Genomic DNA, 19,611 nt, shown 5'->3' on the forward strand with positions numbered 1-19,611 from the left:
AAGAACGATGTTAGTGAGTAGACGAAAAGGACATGCAGCAAATCATATCGTCAGAATCAATGGAAAACGGATGGACCTCAAAGCATTAGAGCAAGTCATGATGCTTCATTTTCCGCTTAAGGAATGTGCCATCATTCCGAAGAAAAATCAAGAAGGCAGTCTATCGCTTGTGCTATTTGCACAGGCGAAGGACCCTTCGCTGACAAGGGAGGACCTGATGAAAGGTCCACTTCACCCTCATGAAGTACCAGCTGCTCTTGTCTTATTACCTTCTTTGCCAAAGACAGAAAGTGGAGCAGTCGACAAAGAGGTACTGCTTTCAATTGAAATCATAGATCAAGAGGAATTAAGAAAGATAGAAGAGCGCACCAAAGCTATAGATGGAGTAGCGGAAGCGGCCGCTTTCATTGAAAGTCAGTCAGAAAAACAAACGCCCTATCACCTAGATGACCTGTTTCCTGATCGACAGCGTACTCAAGGGAACGAACCGCTTTCGAAAAGTGAAGCGGGCAAAACAAAACCATCATCTCTAGATGAGAAGCCGCCCGCACTTGTGTATGGCGGAGATGTGATCAAAAAACCAGGCACACCTGTCACGCTGACAGAGGTGCTGATTCGATCAGCCTTTATGTCACCAGACCGCGGGGTGACTTATTTGAAAGAAGGCGGGCATACGTTGACCCAAACCTATCCTGAATTACTAACTAGCGCTGAACGGGTTCTGTCCGGTTTAAGGGCAGCAGGACTGTCAAACGGTGATCAAGTGTTACTTCAATTGAAAGACCATCAAGATTTTATCACGGTGTTCTGGGGCTGTATTCTCGGAGGAATCATTCCGACCCCAGTCTCTGTGCCGCCTGTTTATGATGAAGTGAATCAAGGTGTGAATAAGCTGAAGGGCGTGTTTCAGCTGCAAAATGAACCTTTCATTATTACGAATGAAGCAAGTGCTGAGGGCATTGCTGGGCTGCGTGAGACATTTGAAGCAAAGGTCGTGCCTATCTTAACAATTGAAGCATTGCTGGCGTATGAACCAGATGAACAGCATTATGAGCCAGAGCCGGATGAGCCTGTGCTGCAGCTGCTGTCTTCAGGAAGTACGGGTGTACCAAAGTGTATCCGTCATCATCATCAAAGCATTTTATCTAGAATTATGGCCTTTGAGCAGGTAAACGGCTTTACACATGAGGATGTGTCGCTTAACTGGATGCCGCTTGATCATGTTGGTGGAATTGTCATGTTTCATGTACATGACGTCTACCTTGGCTGCCAGCAGATAAGTCCATCCATCGATCAATTTATCGAGCGGCCGATGGTGTGGCTGGATTGGGTAGAAACATACGGGGTCACGAGGACATGGGCACCAAACTTTGCCTTTGCCATGATGAATGAATATGAAGACGACATTCGTAAGGGAAACTGGGATCTGTCCACTCTGACTTATATCATGAATGCAGCCGAAGCGGTTGTTCCGAAAGTCACGCAGCGCTTCATGCACATCATGGGGCAGCACGGATTAAGCCGTCATGCGATGGTACCTGCTTACGGTATGTCAGAAACATCCTCAGCCATTGTTCAGTCAAAGAAATTTATGCGGAACAGTGAACAGGATGGACAGCTGACGATTGATCAGACCTCGTTAACAAGTGAGATCGAATATGTGACGCACGATCATCCGAACAAGATGACGTTTACAGAAGTCGGCACGCCGATTCCGTCTGTATGGATTCGAATTGTAGATGAGCATCACGAGGTGCTGCCAGAAGATCAGGTTGGGCGCTTGCAGGTGAAGGGTCCAACAATTATGATGGGCTACTATCAAAATGAGGAAGCCAATCAAGAAGTATTTGCGGAAAACGGCTGGTTTCACACAGGGGATTTAGGGTTTATTCATGAAGGGCGTCTCGTTCTGACAGGTCGAGAAAAAGACATCATTGTTATCAACGGCGCTAACTATTTGAATTATGAAATTGAAGCGGTTGTAGAAGAGGTGGACGGGGTCGAAGTCACTTTTGCCGCTGCGTACGGCATTTATAATCCCGAATCAAGCAATGACACGCTTGCCGTCTTTTTTGTCTCACAAAGGGATTCAATAGAGGAACAAATCGCGATAATTCAACAGATAAGAGAGGCCATCATTCGAAAAATCGGCATAGAGCCTGATCACATCATTCCGGTGAAAAAAGACCAATTTCCAAAAACGGAGAGTGGGAAAATCCAGCGTGCCCAGTTAGGCGCAGCACTAAAAGATGGAGCCTTCCGTGACATTGAACAGGCACTGGATCTTGCTTCTGAAAATGAACAAACACTCCCAGACTGGTTTTTCAAACGCATTTGGGCTAAGGAGCATATCGGTCCAACTCAGCCTTTTACTGATCATGTACTCGTTTTCGAGGATGAAAAAGGGCTGTATCAATCGCTTTACACACAATTTGAGCAAAAGAAACAGCCATATATTTCTGTGAGAAAAGGTCATGAATTTTTGCGTCTGTCCAAAGGGATGTACCAGATAAATCCGAGAATCAAGGGGGATTACGTCAGGCTCATTGCCGCACTTGAAGCAGATGAACTAAAGATCGGGCGTATGCTCCATCTGTGGAATGTGTCAGACAAAGAAGACATCGTTGATCCTGCGCAGTTCAAAGAGCTGCATGCCAGTACCAATCAATCCATTTTGTACTTGTATCAAGCCTTGAGACAAGCAAATAAAGAGCCCATCCGTCTTGTCGTTGTGACAAAAGGTGGTCAATTTGTGAAGCCTGAAGATGATCTTCATGTGGAGAAAACGCCGCTTGCAGGTCTGCTAAAAACCATTCCCCAAGAATGGGAAGGAGCAGAGGTGTCTCATCTTGATATTGAAGCGGAGAATGTAGAACAGGATGCCAAGCATATTGCGGAAGAATTGTCTGCGATTCATATAAAAGCAGAGGTTTCTTACCGAAATGGGGACAGATTCGTACCAAAGCTGGAAAAAGTCAATATGATCGAAGCGCCTCAAACAGAAGGTTTTTTAGAATATGAAGGTCTTTATTTATTAACTGGAGGACTTGGCGGAATTGGGTTTGAGCTGTCTAAGCAAATGCTCCAATTTGGCTTGAAACTCGTATTGATCGGACGGACATCTCTGGAAGACAGCTTGGAAAAGAAAGAAGCCTTGTCACAGCTAAAAGATGCTGGTGACGTCATTTATATCCAAGCAGATGTGACCGATTTACGTGAAGTTGAACAGGCGATTTATGAAGCAGAAAAGCACTTTGGACAATCGATCCGGGGTGTGCTGCATTTGGCCGGTGCTGGTAATGTGTCTGAGCATTTTCAGCAGGCGGACAAGTATACACTGGCTCATACGTCAGAAGAGGATTTCACAAAAGAAATGTCAGGGAAAGCAGACGGAGCATGGGTCCTGCAGGAAGCCTTTAAGTATGATCCGACAGTACCGCTTGTCTTTTTTGGATCGGTCAATGGCTTTTTTGGCGGCACAACATTTGGGGCATACTCTGCGGCCAACAGCTTTTTAGATGGACTCGCGCACGCTCTCAGCTTTCAAGAAGGAAGACGAGCAATCTCTTTGAACTTCAGTATGTGGGATAATCTCGGTTTGTCTAAGGGGCATACCGGAGCAGCTCTCACCGTTCGCAAGGGATTTCAATTGATTGGAAAGAAGCAAGGTCTCCATTCATTATGTTTAGGTGTCCGGCTCAATGAAGCGCATCTATTTATCGGTCTGGACGAAGCAAATCCAGACATCGCCGGGTATCTTCAGCCAGCTCCAATACCGGTCTTTGAGAAAAAGCTTTTTTACACCGTTCAGCCGGGCAAAGAAGTGCATGTTGAAGGGATCACGAGCGTCTCAAAAGGCAAATGGGACATTCAGCAAGTACAGGAAATACCGAAAAAGCTAGATGGCTCTATTGATTATGAAGCACTCAAATTGAATCATGACAAAAACGGACAAAGCCTTGAAAAGCAATTGCCAGAAACGAAGACAGAGCAGCTTCTTGCCGCCATATGGGAGGACATTTTAGATGTAGATCGTGTGTATAAAGAGGATCAATTCTTCGACCTTGGCGGGCATTCACTAAAGGCAACTCAAACCATTTCCCGGATCAATCATGAATTTTCAATGAAGGCGCCTTTAAAAATATTATTTGAAAGCAAGCATCTGGCACATCTGGCGCAAATGGTTGATGACATCAAAGGGGCGCCAGTCGTTCAGGAAGCTAAAATTCCAAAGCTTGAAAAGCAAACAAGCTATGAGCTGTCACATGCCCAGAAGCGTATTTGGTTCTTATCCACATTAGAAAAGAGCCATCATTACAATATATTAGGTGCTTGGAAGCTGACAGGACCATTACACATTCAAGCATTAACAAAAGCGATTGGCCTTTTAACAAAGCGGCATGAAGCACTTCGGGCAGTATTTAAATCACTTGGCGGCAAGCCGGTTCAACTCATTCGTGAAGACCTTCCGCCATCTGTGACAGTGGCAAATTTCTCGTTATTTAATGAAAAAACAAGAGCGAGAAGGCTCAAGCAGCTCATTCAGCAAGAGGCAGACCGCGTTTATGATTTAGAAAGAGGACCTCTTGCGCAGTGGACGATAGTAGATATGGGCAAGGAGGAGTATTATCTCCTTTGCGCGCAGCACCACATCATTTCAGATGCATGGTCACTCAGCCTGCTCATTCAGGAATTAGAAGTGGCGTATGAAGCGCTGCTTGCAGATGAAACGCCGCAGCTCCCAGCCTTAGAAATCGAATGGACAGATTATGTACATTGGGAAAATGAACAATTAAAGCAGCATCAAGAAGATCAAACCTATTGGCTCAATACGTTACAAGATGAACTTCCAGTTCTGGAGCTGCCGTTTGACCGTCCTCGTCCGCCGGTTCAAACATTTAACGGTGCTACAGAGCAAATCGTACTGAATGAACCGCTTATTCGCCGCTTGCAGGCCTTGTCCAAGCAGCAGGGCACGACGCTGTTCATGACGATGCTGTCCGCATACTACGTCCTGCTTCACAAGCTGTCCGGACAGACAGATATTATCATTGGATCGCCTATTGCAGGGCGGGATGCCAAGCAATCAGAGCAGCTTGTTGGGATGTTTGTGAATACACTTGCGCTGAGACAGGACGTCTCAACAGCAGAGACGTTCACTGATCTCTTGGAAAATGTGAAAGAGATGACGTTAAAAGCCTTTGAGCATCAGCATTACCCATTTGACAAGCTTGTCGATGATCTTTCGTTAGATAGAGATTTAAGCCGATCACCTATTTTTCAGGCGGCCATGGGGTATGTCACCGATTCGCTCGATGTAAACCTTAAAGGGCTGACCAGTGAACATGTGATGGTCCATCATACAGTATCTAAATTTGATCTCACCCTGCACATATTTGAACAGGAAGAGCAGCTGTCAATTCATGTGGAATACAATACGGATTTATTTGAACAAGAGACCATCCAACGTTATATGAATTATTATCTCCATTTGTTAGATGGCATGACGGCTCAGCCTGAGCGTGCATTTGCTGATTATTGCTTAATGGACAAAGCGGAACAGGCGGCGATGATTCTAGGGAAAAATCAAACAGATACGCCATATCCAAAGCGTACGCTTCAAGAACTGTTTGAAGAGCAGGTGCAGCGTGATCCGCATCGTATTGCCTTGTCCTATATGGATGAGCACATGACGTATGAAGCCTTGGATGAGAAAGCGACAAAGCTTGCTGCTTACTTGCAGTCAAAAGGAATTGGACCAGGCTCCCTTGTACCGATGCTATTTGATCGCTCCTTTGACATGATTGTGTCGGTCCTAGGAATCGTCAAATCTGGTGCTGCGTATGTTCCGATGTCACCTGAATATCCTGATGCACGCATCCGTCTCATCGTTCGTGATACGCAAAGCGATGTGATCATCACCCAGTCTCATCTTGCAGATCGTCTAGTAGACTTTACAGGTACAAAGATTGTCATGGACAAGCCAATACCAGAAACAAATGCAGTGTATCAAAGAGAAGCATCGATCATAGGGGAAGACCAGATCGCCTATGTCAACTACACATCAGGCTCAACAGGTACACCAAAAGGCGTGATGCTCCCTCATGCAGGAGTTGTCCGCTTGGTTAGAGAAACAAATTATATCAAGCTCGGTCCAGATGATAAAATGCTTCAGCTCTCAAACTATGCTTTTGATGCCTTTACATTTGAATTATGGGGAATGCTGCTGAATGGCGGTCAGCTGATTCTGCTCCCAAAATATGCAGCACTGAATATGGACGAATTAACGCAGTTCATCAAAACGCATCAAGTCACAGCCAACTGTCTGCCAACCGCTTTATTTAATCGATTGGTGGAGCATGATCCAAAAAGTGTGGCAGGCTACCGCACATTACTCGTTGGCGGGGAAGCCATGTCTAGTGAGCATGCACGAAAGGCACTGCCGCATATGGAAGGTGTGCTCGTCAATGCTTACGGTCCAACAGAAAATACGACATTAGCCACAACACATCAAGTCACACACGTGCCAGCAGGCGCAAAATCAGTTCCAATTGGTGTGCCGGTGTCGAACTCAACTGTCGTCATACTGGACGATGCGCTGAATCCAGTACCAGCAGGCGTCAAAGGAGAAATTTATATCGGTGGAACTGGTCTTGCGAAAGGTTACCTTCATGATCCAGAGCAGACAAAGGAGCGGTTTATTGACAATCCTTTCCCTGAACTAAAGGGAGACAAGCTGTATCGTTCAGGCGACCTTGGTACATGGCGATCAGATGGCACCATTGAATATCTCGGCCGAAAAGATCATCTAGTGAAAATTAGAGGCTACCGAATTGAATGCGGAGAAATTGAGACAGCCCTGCTCAAGCATCCACAAGTCAAAGAATGTACAGTCATCGCCAAAACGTATGGCAGCTCAAAACGGCTGGCGGCCTACCTTGTAACAAACGGAGAAAACCCTGTTCCGGGCTGGAAAGCCTTTTTGCAGGAAAGCCTGCCAGGCTATATGATTCCAAGTTACTTTATCGTACTGGATGAAATGCCGGTGACAACGAACGGAAAGGTTGATCAAAAAGCATTGCCAGAGCCAACAGAAACAATTTCCCTTTCCCATGATGACGACAAACCGGTCACCGAAACGGAGGAGCGGATTGTCGCAGCTTTCAAGGAAGTGCTTGGTGTGAAGCAAGTAGGTATGCATGACTCCTTCTTTGATCTGGGCGGCGATTCCATTATGAGTATTCAGGCTGTGGCCAAATTAAAAGAAAAAGGTGTTCGTGTTGATCCAAAATGGATTTTCATGCACCCGGCGCCTGCGCAATTAGCCGCCCATTTGGACGCAGTGCCAGAAGCCGCTGAGAACGTCGAAAGGTCTCCGAAGGACTACGTGATCGAGCTGAAAAAAGGCGATCCAGCCGAACCGAGAATATTCTTTGCGCCGCCTGCGGGTGGAACGGTGATGGGCTATATTGATGTTGCTAAGCTCATGACACATCAAGGTGCTGTGTACGCCTTGCAGTCTCCTGGCCTATATGAGGATGAAGAGCCGCAATTCCTCCATTACACGGAGCTTGTGACCCTTTTTATAGAAGCCATTGAAACGTTCTACCGTCCGGGGATTGACTATCTCGCAGGGCATTCAATGGGCGGGCATCTTGCCTACGGAATGAATCAGCGGCTCTCTCATGCAGGAAAAGCACCGAAAGGACTCATCATTTTAGATACGGTTCCAGTGCTAAGAGATGAGGCAGATCAGGCACTTCATGCCGATATGAACGAAGAAGAAGTAAAAATGCTCGCGCTTGTCCTTGGAATGGGGAACCTGGTCGGCATTCAGCCAGAAGCTTTACAAGGATTGAGCTTCCAAGAAGTGAAGCAGAAAATTCTCAAAGAGGCAGAAAAGGATGAAGTTGTTCATCAATTCATGAATGATCAATATTTAGATAAATATTTGCAAATGCAAACGCATAATACGATCATGTCACAAGCCATTGAATTAGAAAAAGAACCATTTCCTGTGCCATTTTATATTGTCCAAAGCAGTGATCACGCAAGCGATTTCCAGAAGAAGTTCGCAGATTGGGAGGCTTATACGAAAGAGTCGTGCTCGTATTACCACATCAAAGGCGATCATGTCACCATGATGAAAAGACCGCAGGCAGATGAACTGGCACGGATTCTTCAAACGATTATAAAGGGGTAAAGACGTATGAATCAGTTATTGAAAACCTTTGAAAAAAAATCAGATCTCATTCAACTTATATGTTTTCCTTTTGCCGGCGGATATTCCGCCTCATACCGTCCGCTCTTTGAACAGCTAAAAGACGTGGCCGAAGTCACAGCAGCAGAGCCCCCAGGGCACGGCACCAATCTCATGCCGCTTGAATCAAGCATTGACCGGCTGGCAGAGCTGTATAAAGAAGGACTTACGGACAAATTGAACCGCTCATTTATTCTGTTTGGACATTCAATGGGAGGGCTTGTGGTATACAGACTAACCCAGCTGCTAGAAAAGGAAGGAATTTATCCTGCAGCAGTGGTGATCTCAGCCATTCAGCCTCCGCAAACAAAACGGCAGATGCTGACACATTTATCCAATGAAGCATTTGTACAGCATATTGCCGAAATGGGCGGGATTCCAAAGGAATTACTAGAGAACAAACCAATGATGGATTACTTTACGCCGTCATTGCGTGCAGACTACAAGGCACTAGAAACCTTCCAGCACACAGATCAATCGATTATCGACACACCTGTTCATTTATTCAATGGAAAGCAAGATGAGAAATGCATGCAGGATGCAAGCGGCTGGTTAAAATGGGCAAAAACGATCGAACGCACCAATTTCGATGGAGGCCACATGTACATCAACACACACCTTGAGCCATTTGCAGAGCAGATGAGACAGGTGATTGAGCTTACAGCCAAGCAGCAATTGATCAGACATTAAAAAAGAAAGCGGCTCTCTATAAAGAGGCCGCTTTTTCTTATGAATGCTGTTTCTTCACCACATTCCCGCCAATCACCCCGCCAATGACTAGCACCCCTCCGAGGAGATGGTACCAATCAATCGTTTCGTGTAAAATGAGAACTCCGGCGGCGACCGTGATAAACGCGGATAAATTGTTAAAGATGCTGACCTTTGCCGCTTCTAGCTGCGAGAGTGCATAGTTTGATAAATATGCGGTAAGAAGAGATGAAAGAATACCTAAAAAGAGCATCGACCATACAAAGGATGCTTCTGTAAATGGACTGAAAAACTGAGGCAATGATCCATTGATCGAATGCCGGATAAGCGCGGCGGCATTGAAAAAGACAAAGCCAAAGAAGGTCATCACAAAGGTGAGTTCGATCACATGGAATCGTTTTGTAATCACTCTGGCAAACACACTATATGCACTGGATGACAAGGCTGAAAGTAAAATCAGCACATAGCCGATGAAGTGAGAATGCTGGACATCAATTCCTTTCATGACAAAGAGAAGCATTACCCCGCACACAGAAAGGAAGGTAAACAGCACTTGTATCCATGTCGCACGTTCCTTTAAAAACCAGGCTGCCAGCAGCATCGTTAAAATGGGAATCGTCGCTTGAATGATGCCAGCCTCTGAAGAAGATGTATACATCAATCCCCACACTTGAAAAGCAAAGAACAAAACAGGGTAAAGCAAGGAAAACGGTACGATATAAATGAGATCACGCCATTGAATGGATATGCGATACTTTTTTCGTAGAAACGGATACAGCAATAGAGCGGCTGCAAAAGAAACGGTAAAGCGGTGTGCCAATAAATCGATTGGATTTGCTGATTCTAATGCGATTTTGACAAACAAAAAGGAAAAACCAATGATAGAGGCGTATGCGATCGCGGCAGCATACGCTTTTTGTTTTGACATATTCATAACGTGCCTCCTTACATGAGCATGCATGCTTCAAATGAATTGACCGGTTCTGTTCTTCTATCGTAATCGGATCATCTAACGTGTACAATAAGAGAACATGATATCTGTACCGGTACAAGGAGGAAATGGCGTGAGGAAATATGATCAGCTTGTCTTGAGCTTAAAAGAAAAAATGGATTCTGGTGAGTACAGTGCTGGGATGAAAATTCCATCCATTCGTCACTTAGCGGCTCAATATGCAGTGAGTAAAAGCACTGTCATCAAAGCGCTAGACACATTGGAGCGTGAACATCTGCTGTATTCTGTAGAAAGGAGCGGCTATTATGTCGTGAAAACGAAGCAATCAGCAGGTAAGCAGGACAGCACATGGATTGATTTTGCTTCATCTGCACCTGATCCCGTTGTGTTTCCATATGTCGATTTCCAGCACTGTATCAACCAAGCGATCGATTTGTATCAAAATGACTTATTTATTTATGGCACATCCAACGGTTTACCATCCCTGCTGCCAGTCATTTCAAAGCGATTAATGGATTATCAAGTGTTTGCTCATCCAGAACAGATCGTCATGACCTCTGGTATTCAGCTCGCTTTATCCATTTTAAGCACCATCCCTTTTCCGAATGGAAAACAAACCATACTAGTCGAACAGCCGGGGTATCACTTATATCTCCAATATTTAGAGAAAAACCAATTGCCTGTGCGTGGAATTCAACGGACGGAAAAAGGGATCGATCTGATCGAATTAGAACGTATCTTTCGAGAAGAGGAGATTCGTTTTTTCTATACGATGCCAAGATTTCAAAACCCGCTTGGAACGAGTTTATCAAAACGAGAAAAAAGAGCGATTGCAGCCCTTGCTGAGAAATATGATGTCTACATTGTTGAGGATGATTATCTAGCAGATTTAGAATTCGATACAAAAAGAGACCCGATCTATTCATACGATCAGGCAGGAAAGGTTATTTATTTGAAAAGCTTTTCTAAAATCATCTTTCCGGGGCTACGAACAGGAGCTGTCGTTTTACCTGAAGAACTGATTACACCTTTTAGCGAACACAAACGGCTGATTGATATCGACAGCTCCATGCTGTCCCAGGCAGCTTTAGAAATCTATTTAAAAAGCGGGATGTTTGAGCGGCATAGAGACAGGGTGCGGGCGAGCTATCGAAACCGCTCCAAGCAGCTCGTGGCAAGTTTAAAAAATGATCAGAGCGCTTATCAGCTGGGAGAACAGGAGCCGGCTACCCATACACATGTACGAGTCGATCGATCGATTCCTGTGAACCAGCTGATTCAGCAGCTGAAAAAGGCATCTGTTTCCATTCAGCCAATTGACCGTAATTATCTGCAGGCCTATCAAAAGGATCCCATTCTTCAGCTGAATATCTGGCAGGTGAAAGAAGAGCAGATCACACGGGGAGTCGATCTATTAAAGACGGTAATTCAGCAAAGTACGCGTTATTAAAGGCGGGACAGTATATCACTGCAAGTAAGTCTCTCAACGCTTTCAGCCGCAGCAGACTTTCGTGTGCATACCGCCATTTGGTAGGCAGGGTCAAGTGAATATGTTTGAACAAGGCAAGGCGCTTCATGATCAGGTAATGTCAACGCAGCCTGTCCATCCTTTGACAGACGGGCTGTAAAGGACGAAAGCCCATAGGATAATCCTTTTCCAGTCAGCTTGATAAAGGCCTCCTTCATTGACCATAAATGAAAGAAATAGGCTTCCTGTCGTTCTGCTGGCTGTGAGAGTAAATCCTGATATTCATCCGCTGAAAAAAATCGTTTGGCAATCGCCAGATCAATAGGTTTGATCTCCTCAATATCAATGCCCACAGGTGCATCATCTACTGCACAAACGACCCAATTGCCAGAATGAGAAAGATTAAAATGAAAAGAAGGAAGATGCCGGACGACAGGCTTTCCATTGCCCTCTGTTTCAAAAACGATCTGATCCATAGGCAGCTCGTACATATCATGGATCGTTTGACGAACCAGCACTTCACCTAATAAGGTTCTTCTTGCATCGATCAAAAAACGAAAGCGTTCAGCGGCAGCTCGCTTTTCAGATGACACAAAGGGTTTCAGACGCTCTATTTGTTGTCGTGCATTGATTTCATCTAAGTGTTGTAATTGGATAGCAAATATCTTCATAACGAACCTCTAATTTTTTACATTGATTGTACCATTGGAGAGCGCCGTGCAAAAGAGTCCATTAACGTAAAAAGGCAGCGAGCCTCGCTGCTTTACGTCTGTTTCACGATGTGGACACCATTCGGATCAATTGTATTCATTTCATCAACATTCGTCATGTTCACGTCAAGCAGGGAAAGCCGTTCTCCTTTTTGCCAGTGAATGGGCTGATGCAAAGGTGATAGCAGCTGATCTACTTTAGGTGTCTGTGACAAATCAGGAACAGCAATTGTCATAGCGTGCAGCGCATCGGTTCCCGTTTCAATGACATCTGTACGCCGCTGTAACTCAAGCCTTAAACGAAGAGGTGTCGAAAGAAACGTTCTTCGTTCCCCAGCTTGGATTGGCCAGTTTAGTTCTTTAGCTTGTGCAAGCAGTTGATCATATTCTTCGTCTGAGACAAGAAAGCCGATGTGATCAAAAAGGACTTTTTTGCTATAGCCAAATGTGATATTGATCTGGCCTTTTCTCATTTCGATGATTCGAAAGGTCGGCTGCTCTTCTCTAAAATCTTCCCAAGTGAGCGGGGGATGAAAGGAGCCATCTTTTGTGAAACGACCTTTTACCTCAAAGCCTAGCGAACGATACGCTTGTTCTGTCTCTTCAACAAATGGTGTCCAGTAATGATAGTGGAAAAGCTGCATAGTCTCCATCTCCTGTGCGTGAATATTCTGTTTATTTATTTTAGCACAAGAAAAGCCATTCTAATTATAGAATGGCTTGTTCTCATCTAGTCAGGGTTTGAACAGGTTTTTCGGCTGTTTTTGTAATGAGCAGCTCCAGAAGCCGTGTTGATTGCGGCAAGGAGAAACGAAGGACAAGACCTGTGAAGATCGCAGTCAAAATCGTTCCAATGCCAATCGGTCCACCGAGCATCCATGCAAACAAAAGCACTGTTAACTCAATGCCATTTCGAACCCACTGTACGTTCAGTCCCGTTTTCGCTGAGATGAGCAGCATTAATGAGTCCCGTGGCCCAGCGCCAAGATTAGCTGAAACATAAATGCCAACGCCATATCCAGAAACAACAACACCTGTAATAAATACATATAAGGCCGGTAAATATCCGTGTGGCGCAGGTAATATCGCATTAAAGAAATCAATAAACACCCCAATCAGCACCATATTCAGTAAAGCGCCGATCTTTGGAAATGATTTCGTAAAAATAGAAGTCAGTGTCACAATAAGTGCACCAATAATAATGGACCATTGTCCAATTGTGAGTCCAAAATGCTGAAACAGTCCGTAGTGGAAAGCGTCCCAAGGACCAATCCCAAGGATCTTCCCTTTCACTGTCAGCGATAGTCCAAAAGCTAGTACGATCAACCCAACAAAATAAAAAAACCAACGTAAAAGATGTTCCCGCTTCAAAAGCATTCCCTTCTTTCTTAAACACTCGAGTTCCATCGTAACATACTACCGCGCCCCTTTAAATGGCTTTGTTCAATTGTAATCGCTTACTTTTAAAAAGATAAAAAAAGGCTGTCCTCACCACGTGAGAACAGCCTTTTTTCATCATACTGGATTCAAAATCCGGTTTAAGAATTGTTTTGTTCGTTCTTCCTTTGGTCGTTTGAAGATTTCTTCTGGAGGACCTTGTTCGACGATGACACCGCCATCAATAAAAATCACTTCGTCTGCTACTTCTTGGGCAAACTTGATTTCATGTGTGACAACTGCCATGGTCCAGCCTTCCTTCGCTAGATCCTTCATGACCTTTAAGACTTCCCCGACAAGCTCAGGGTCAAGCGCAGAGGTTGGTTCATCAAAAAGCATAAGCTCTGGCTGAATGGCAAGTGCACGGGCAATCCCGACACGCTGCTTTTGACCGCCTGAGAGCTGGAATGGATACAGATCCTTTTTATCTTCCAGACCGACCTTTTGCAAGAGCTGAATGGCTTCTTTTCGAACTGTTTCCTTTGGACGGCGCTGCACCTGGACAGGACCTTCCATCACATTTTCAAGCACTGTACGGTGAGGAAACAGGTGATAATCCTGAAACACCATTCCTGATTTCCGGCGTAACTTCAGGAGATCAGCTGATTTATTTTTTTTCGAAAAATCAATCGAGAAATCATCGAAGGTAAAGGAGCCACCATTTGGTATTTCAAGTGCATTTAAACAGCGAAGCATCGTTGTTTTTCCTGAACCAGATGGACCGAGAATGGCCACAACCTGCCCTTTGTTGATCGAAAAATCAATCGACTTTAATATTTCGTTTTCACCAAAGGATTTCTTGAGACCTTTGACTGTTAGCATGTCGTTCCCTCCTTACCTTGCGACATATCGATCAAGTCGTTTTTCAATTTGATGCTGAATGAGCGATAGAATGAAGCAGAATACCCAATAGATGAGGGCTGCTTCCATATAAATAAACAAGATTTGATCCAAGTTCGCCGCAGCAATTTCCTGTGATTTACGGAACATCTCTGCCACGAGAATTTGGGAGGCAAGGGATGTATCCTTCACCAAACTAATAAATGAATTAGAGAGCGGTGGAATCGATACACGCACAGCCTGCGGTAAAATCACGCGGACGAGCGTTTTGCGATGTGTCATCCCAATGGAATAACCTGCTTCCCATTGTCCTTTTGGAACAGACAGGACAGATGCACGGATAATTTCAGACGCATACGCACCTACGTTTAAAGAAAAAGCAATAATGGCACTTGGATATGGATCCAGTGTGATATTAAATGTCGGAAAGAAATAGAAAATAATAAACAATTGCACAAAAAGCGGCGTTCCGCGAACGGCCGACACATAGATGGAGAAAATCCATCTGAGGGCTTTAATCTTAGACATTCTAGCAAGAGCTGTCACAAGCGCGATAAAAATACCAATAATAAAGGCAATGGTGGCGAGGGGAATTGTATAATAAATCCCCTGCATCACCATTGGCCAAAAAGATTGCTGAAGAAGATCCCAAGGAATGACGACTCCTAGGATATTATTTTGTAACATCTTCACCAAACCATTTCTTAGAAATCTTAGCAAGTGTACCGTCTTTCTTCATTTCTTTTAATGCGCCATTCACTTTGTCAACGACTTCGCCGCTGCCTTTTCTGAATGCGAAATACGTTTCTTGAGGATCTCCTGTTTCAAATGCAACTTTTAGGTTTTTGTTACCGCTTGTTTTCAAGTAATTCAATACAGCCAATTTGTCATTGAACGTTAGATCAGCACGTCCTTGCTGAATCAATTGAATGGATTGTGCAAGACCTTCAACGCCTTCAATCTTAGCGCCAGCATCTGTTGCTAATTTATTGTAGTTACTTGTTAACGATTGTGCTGCTTTTTTGCCTTTGACATCAGATAGTTTCTTGATGTCGTTGTTATCTGATTTTGTCACAACAATAGCTTGAGATGTCGTGTATTTATCAGAGAAATCGTATTGATTTTCACGTCCAGTTTTCCCCACTTGGTTCGCTACCACGTCAAAACGTTTTGCATTCAGTCCAGCAAACATACTGTCCCATTGTGTTTCTTTGAATTCAGGTTTTAAGTCAAGGCGTTTTGCTACTTCAGTGATGACTTCTACATCGTAGCCAGTCAATTTATCTGTCTTTTTGTCATGGAAGGTGAAAGGAGCATAAGTTCCCTCTGTTCCGATGGTTAATACACCTTTATCCTGAATGGATTTCCAAAGGTCGCCTGATTCCTTAGACCCAGATTGTTTATTCGCGTTGTCGCTTGCACCAGATCCACATGCCGTGATCAATGCAACACAAACGCCTAAAATAATGGCAAAGAACATTTTTTTCATTTTATTCCCCACTTTTCTTGTTGGTATTTACAACATATGATCTTACAGAGAAGCAACCTAAAAGTAAAGCATTTGAAACTAGCTTGAGCGAATCTCACCAACTTTATGCCCTCAAACGGTCGAACGGACAAACGATAGAACTATACCCAAGTTAAAAGGTGAATAAAACCATACACAAGTTCAAGATGATTAAGATGATTTGATTGGTGGAACGTGCTAAAAGCAGAATGACTTGTGACAAAAGTGATCATAAGAACTGTCTAAAATGAGACTCGAAAAGAATGAAACGAAACCAGTGTGCAACGATAAAGTTTCATGCTGGTTTTTTTGTGCAATATTTTAGATATATGGCATCCTATCAAATGGTTTGATTCACCACATAGTTGTGCGAACATTACTAAAATAAAGACTTTGAGACAGTGACCATAGAAGGAAGCATATTTATTATAAAAGATGTATAATTAGTAGGTTGTTTTGAAAATGGAATGAATCACATGGAGACATGTTTTGATAACAGAGCATCTTAGAAGAAGGAGGGCATCATTGTGGATGTTGGACAAAATCAGCCCGAACAATTGAAAAGGGCGATGACCTCCCGCCATTTATTTATGATTTCACTTGGCGGTGTCATTGGGACAGGCTTTTTCTTAGGAACGGGCTATACGATTGGACAAGCAGGGCCAGTCGGAGCTGTTCTTTCATATATTGTGGGCGGATTGATCATGTATTTAACCATGCTGTGTCTTGGTGAGCTGTCGGTTGCACTTCCTGTGTCGGGGTCGTTTCATACGTATGCGACGAAATTTGTCAGCCCTGCAGCAGGTTTTGCTGTCGGCTGGATTTATTGGCTCGGCTGGGCAGCAACGGTCGCCCTTGAGTTCTTATCAGCAGGGCAGCTGATGAGGCGCTGGCTCCCGCAAGTAGATGTGTGGATTTGGTGTCTCATATTCGGACTCTGTCTTTTCTTATTAAATGCCCGGTCAGCGAAAGCGTTCGGGGAGTCGGAGTTTTTCTTTTCTACCATTAAAATTATTGCAATTTTACTCTTTATTGGCGTAGGCGGAGCGGCGATGTTTGGGTTTATTGAAACAACGAGCGGTGAACCCGCCCCATACTTCAGCCATTTTGTGAGTGACGGGCTGTTTCCAAATGGCCTGCTCGCTGTTGTGGTTACGATGATCACGGTGAATTTTTCGTTTCAAGGAACAGAGCTGATCGGGATTGCGGCAGGAGAAAGTGAAAACCCTGAGAAAACCGTTCCCCGTTCGATACATCAAACCGTATGGCGTACACTTGTCTTTTTCGTCTTATCGATTTTCGTCTTAGCAGGTATGGTGCCTTGGAAGGAAGCTAGTGTGCTGCAAAGCCCATTTGTTACTGTGTTTGAGAGAACGGGCATCCCTTTTGCGGCAGACATCATGAACTTTGTCATTATCATTGCTTTATTATCTGTTGCGAACTCTGGCTTGTATGCATCAACGAGAATGCTGTATTCCTTATCGAAGGAAGGAATGGCAGGAAAAGCATTTAGACGCGTCAATCAGCGCGGTATTCCGATGAATGCCTTACTGCTCACCTTCCTATTTACAGGGATTTCGCTGTTATCCGGCTTCTTTGCAGAGAAAACGGTATTTGCCTGGATCGTGTCCATTGCCGGCATGAGTGCCCAGACAGGCTGGATCACGATTACATTATCACAGCTTCTTTTCCGTAGAAAATATTTGAAAGCAGGCGGAAAGCTGGAAAACTTAAAATTTAAAACGCCTCTTTATCCGGTGCTGCCAATCATTGCAATCACACTGAATACCATCGTGTTGGTCAGCCTTGCCTTTGATCAAGAGCAGCGCATCGGGCTATATGTTGGTGTACCGCTCATGATCATTGGGTATATTGTCTATCACCGCTATGTGAAAAAGCATCAGGCACAAAGTGAGCCACTGAAGCTGCAAATCCATGGAGATGATGAGATCCGGTTTTAAAATCAAAAAACACTAAATGTAAGATATTTAAAAACACCTCTGATATCAATCTGAAGGTGTTTTTTTCTTGAAGTGATTCTGGAACCTCTCATATCAATAGAAGTACTATTTAACTGAGCTGTAGTTCTCAACTAACAACAAAAGTTAGTTCATATCCTGTTTAAAATCTTGTTGTTCAAAATGTTGGTGCTTATTCTGATATCCTACGTTATTATGACCCCAAAGCTTCTCGTAATCCCATCCTGTTAGCGCTTTCAAAACACTTCTCGTTTCATCATCAGCCTGTTCCATTGAACCATTATTCTTTAACCTATTAATTTCATTAATCATAATGGAATGAGTTTTCTTAGATAATTTAAATTTAAATGAAATGACTAAACTAATACCGACTAGCCCTACAGTTCCGAAAAACAGAATACCTACAATCCCATTTATTGCTGTCGTAGACTGTGTCGTCGCGCTTGCAACGAATCCACTTTCCTGTAAAATAACTCCTACCAAAAATGTGGCTAAAGCTGTAGTACTTTTGCGTGTAAACGTCATAATACCTGCAAATATTCCTTCTCTTCTTTTACGAGTGACCATTTCATCTACATCAGGAATGAAAGTGTAAATATTCCATGGTATATAATATAATCCACTCTTTCCGATGCCTAAGATAACAGAGAAAGCATACAGCGCTATAATCATATAAGCTGGTTGTGTGAAGTATAAAAATATATAACCGCTGATACATGTAATAATCGCAATATAAGATATTTTCAAAGATGGCGCAGGACCTATTTTAATCACGAGCCAACCAAACAATATTGTACATACCATTTGAAGTAATGAACCAATAGATAATAAATCGGCTGCCAGCACTGCATCTTTATTTAAAGAAAACACAACAAAGTAGACAAAGACAGCGTTTAAAATATCCATGGCCGTAAACGAACAAATATACATCGTGAGGTGCTGACGGAAACTTCTTATTCTAAAAGTAGATGTCAAGTCAATGATGACTTTTTTGATGGATTCTATAGCAGGTACTTTTTCTACACCATCAGGTTCTATCATGTCTTCTTCTATTTTACGTTCCCATGTTGTTCTATGTGTAATTAATAATGCAGCCATAAAAATAAAGGTGAAGATAATCCCATTGTAAAGAAAAACTTGAGGTGAATCTTTTCCGAATATTTCGAATAATCTGCCTGGAATAAAGGTAGCTAAAAATGTTCCTAGTCCTGAATAGATTAATCTTATTGTTGAGAGCTTGGTCCGTGCATTAAAATCATTCGTCATTTCAGCTCCAAGTGTTTCAAATGGAATTAATACCATTGCGGCAAGGAATTCTAACAAAATATAAACCGTTAAATAGTACCAGTAATTCATATCAGAAATCCAAAGAAGGGAATAAATAATCATCAAAGGGCTTCCAACTAGCAAAAAGAACCTGCGTCTTCCAAATTTTTTCCCAAGTTTTGTACGACCAAAATTATCAGTGATATGGCCCATAATTGGGCTTGCTATCGCATCAATAATACGAGCAATTGCAATAATAGATCCTGCTTCAACAGGGGTAAGACCGCAGTATGTAATGAAAAAATATAACATCCATGCGCCTATTATAGCGAATGCTCCCCCTCCAAATAAATCCATTGTTCCATACCCAATGTAATTTTTGAGTGTTAGTTTCCTGTTCTCAGTCTGCATTCTTATGTCTCCTTTCCAAGCCTACTTATAAATTTAAAAAAACATATAAAATAAAGATGTATGACAAGGAAAA

Annotated in this window: 12 protein-coding genes; 4 read left to right on the forward strand and 8 right to left on the reverse strand. The window is 43.4% G+C overall.

Annotated features, from left to right (window positions below):
• The first annotated feature begins 7 nt into the window (after window positions 1–7).
• Both MHB67_RS01945 and MHB67_RS01950 read left to right on the forward strand, forming a co-directional pair.
• Window positions 8–8,203: a non-ribosomal peptide synthetase gene (locus tag MHB67_RS01945; RefSeq protein WP_257802898.1), complete on the forward strand. Its 8,196-nt coding sequence runs from the start codon at window positions 8–10 to the stop codon at window positions 8,201–8,203.
• A 6-nt stretch (window positions 8,204–8,209) separates the two neighbouring features.
• A complete protein-coding gene (locus MHB67_RS01950) occupies window positions 8,210–8,950 on the forward strand; it encodes an alpha/beta fold hydrolase (RefSeq protein ID WP_257802899.1) in 741 nt (246 codons plus the stop codon).
• A 37-nt stretch (window positions 8,951–8,987) separates the two neighbouring features.
• Here MHB67_RS01950 and MHB67_RS01955 read toward each other — a convergent pair whose 3' ends face one another.
• Window positions 8,988–9,902, reverse strand: coding sequence for a DMT family transporter (locus tag MHB67_RS01955; protein ID WP_044332660.1), 915 nt, complete (start codon window positions 9,900–9,902; stop codon window positions 8,988–8,990).
• Window positions 9,903–10,032: 130 nt separating this feature from the next.
• Between MHB67_RS01955 and MHB67_RS01960 the strand changes: the two genes are divergently transcribed.
• Window positions 10,033–11,370, forward strand: a complete 1,338-nt coding sequence (locus MHB67_RS01960) for a PLP-dependent aminotransferase family protein (protein ID WP_073203760.1) — start codon at window positions 10,033–10,035, stop codon at window positions 11,368–11,370.
• Here MHB67_RS01960 and MHB67_RS01965 read toward each other — a convergent pair.
• The 6 genes from MHB67_RS01965 to tcyA all read right to left on the reverse strand — a co-directional run bounded on the left by MHB67_RS01965 (window position 11,367) and on the right by tcyA (window position 15,864).
• Window positions 11,367–12,059, reverse strand: a complete 693-nt coding sequence (locus MHB67_RS01965; protein ID WP_073203763.1) for a 4'-phosphopantetheinyl transferase superfamily protein — start codon at window positions 12,057–12,059, stop codon at window positions 11,367–11,369. The two genes, MHB67_RS01960 and MHB67_RS01965, sit on opposite strands and share 4 nt — an antisense overlap.
• 92 nt (window positions 12,060–12,151) lie before the next feature.
• Window positions 12,152–12,742 (reverse strand): hypothetical protein, encoded by a 591-nt coding sequence (locus tag MHB67_RS01970; RefSeq protein ID WP_073203766.1) that lies wholly within the window; start codon window positions 12,740–12,742, stop codon window positions 12,152–12,154.
• Window positions 12,743–12,824: 82 nt separating this feature from the next.
• Window positions 12,825–13,469, reverse strand: coding sequence for a YitT family protein (locus tag MHB67_RS01975; protein ID WP_024427289.1), 645 nt, complete (start codon window positions 13,467–13,469; stop codon window positions 12,825–12,827).
• 144 nt (window positions 13,470–13,613) lie between these two features.
• On the reverse strand, window positions 13,614–14,357 hold the full coding sequence (locus MHB67_RS01980) for an amino acid ABC transporter ATP-binding protein (RefSeq protein WP_024424287.1): 744 nt from the start codon (window positions 14,355–14,357) through the stop codon (window positions 13,614–13,616).
• A 12-nt stretch (window positions 14,358–14,369) separates the two neighbouring features.
• Window positions 14,370–15,062: an amino acid ABC transporter permease gene (locus MHB67_RS01985; protein ID WP_342492917.1), complete on the reverse strand. Its 693-nt coding sequence runs from the start codon at window positions 15,060–15,062 to the stop codon at window positions 14,370–14,372.
• The gene (gene tcyA / locus MHB67_RS01990; protein ID WP_024424285.1) at window positions 15,049–15,864 is read right to left on the reverse strand and encodes a cystine ABC transporter substrate-binding lipoprotein TcyA; all 816 of its coding nucleotides are present in this window, start codon (window positions 15,862–15,864) and stop codon (window positions 15,049–15,051) included. The genes MHB67_RS01985 and tcyA overlap by 14 nt, the downstream gene beginning before the upstream one ends.
• 587 nt (window positions 15,865–16,451) lie before the next feature.
• On the opposite strand from tcyA, the gene MHB67_RS01995 reads away from it, so the two are divergent.
• Complete coding sequence (locus MHB67_RS01995; RefSeq protein WP_051149986.1) at window positions 16,452–17,843, forward strand: amino acid permease; 1,392 nt, start codon at window positions 16,452–16,454, stop codon at window positions 17,841–17,843.
• Between the two features lie 144 nt (window positions 17,844–17,987).
• Here MHB67_RS01995 and MHB67_RS02000 read toward each other — a convergent pair whose 3' ends face one another.
• Window positions 17,988–19,538: an MFS transporter gene (locus tag MHB67_RS02000; protein WP_342492752.1), complete on the reverse strand. Its 1,551-nt coding sequence runs from the start codon at window positions 19,536–19,538 to the stop codon at window positions 17,988–17,990.
• Window positions 19,539–19,611 lie beyond the last annotated feature (73 nt).

Source organism: Bacillus sp. FSL H8-0516, assembly GCF_038635285.1.
Taxonomy (GTDB): domain Bacteria; phylum Bacillota; class Bacilli; order Bacillales; family Bacillaceae; genus Bacillus; species Bacillus safensis.

Excerpts from the sequence above, each read along its gene's own strand:
- MHB67_RS01945 (WP_257802898.1), top strand. The coding sequence starts at position 8 with ATGTTAGTGAGTAGACGAAAAGGACATGCAGCAAATCATATCGTCAGA.
- MHB67_RS01950 (WP_257802899.1), top strand. The coding sequence starts at position 8,210 with ATGAATCAGTTATTGAAAACCTTTGAAAAAAAATCAGATCTCATTCAA.
- MHB67_RS01955 (WP_044332660.1), bottom strand. The coding sequence starts at position 9,902 with ATGAATATGTCAAAACAAAAAGCGTATGCTGCCGCGATCGCATACGCC.
- MHB67_RS01965 (WP_073203763.1), bottom strand. The coding sequence starts at position 12,059 with ATGAAGATATTTGCTATCCAATTACAACACTTAGATGAAATCAATGCA.
- MHB67_RS01970 (WP_073203766.1), bottom strand. The coding sequence starts at position 12,742 with ATGCAGCTTTTCCACTATCATTACTGGACACCATTTGTTGAAGAGACA.
- MHB67_RS01980 (WP_024424287.1), bottom strand. The coding sequence starts at position 14,357 with ATGCTAACAGTCAAAGGTCTCAAGAAATCCTTTGGTGAAAACGAAATA.
- MHB67_RS01985 (WP_342492917.1), bottom strand. The coding sequence starts at position 15,062 with ATGTTACAAAATAATATCCTAGGAGTCGTCATTCCTTGGGATCTTCTT.
- tcyA (WP_024424285.1), bottom strand. The coding sequence starts at position 15,864 with ATGAAAAAAATGTTCTTTGCCATTATTTTAGGCGTTTGTGTTGCATTG.
- MHB67_RS01995 (WP_051149986.1), top strand. The coding sequence starts at position 16,452 with ATGACCTCCCGCCATTTATTTATGATTTCACTTGGCGGTGTCATTGGG.
- MHB67_RS02000 (WP_342492752.1), bottom strand. The coding sequence starts at position 19,538 with ATGCAGACTGAGAACAGGAAACTAACACTCAAAAATTACATTGGGTAT.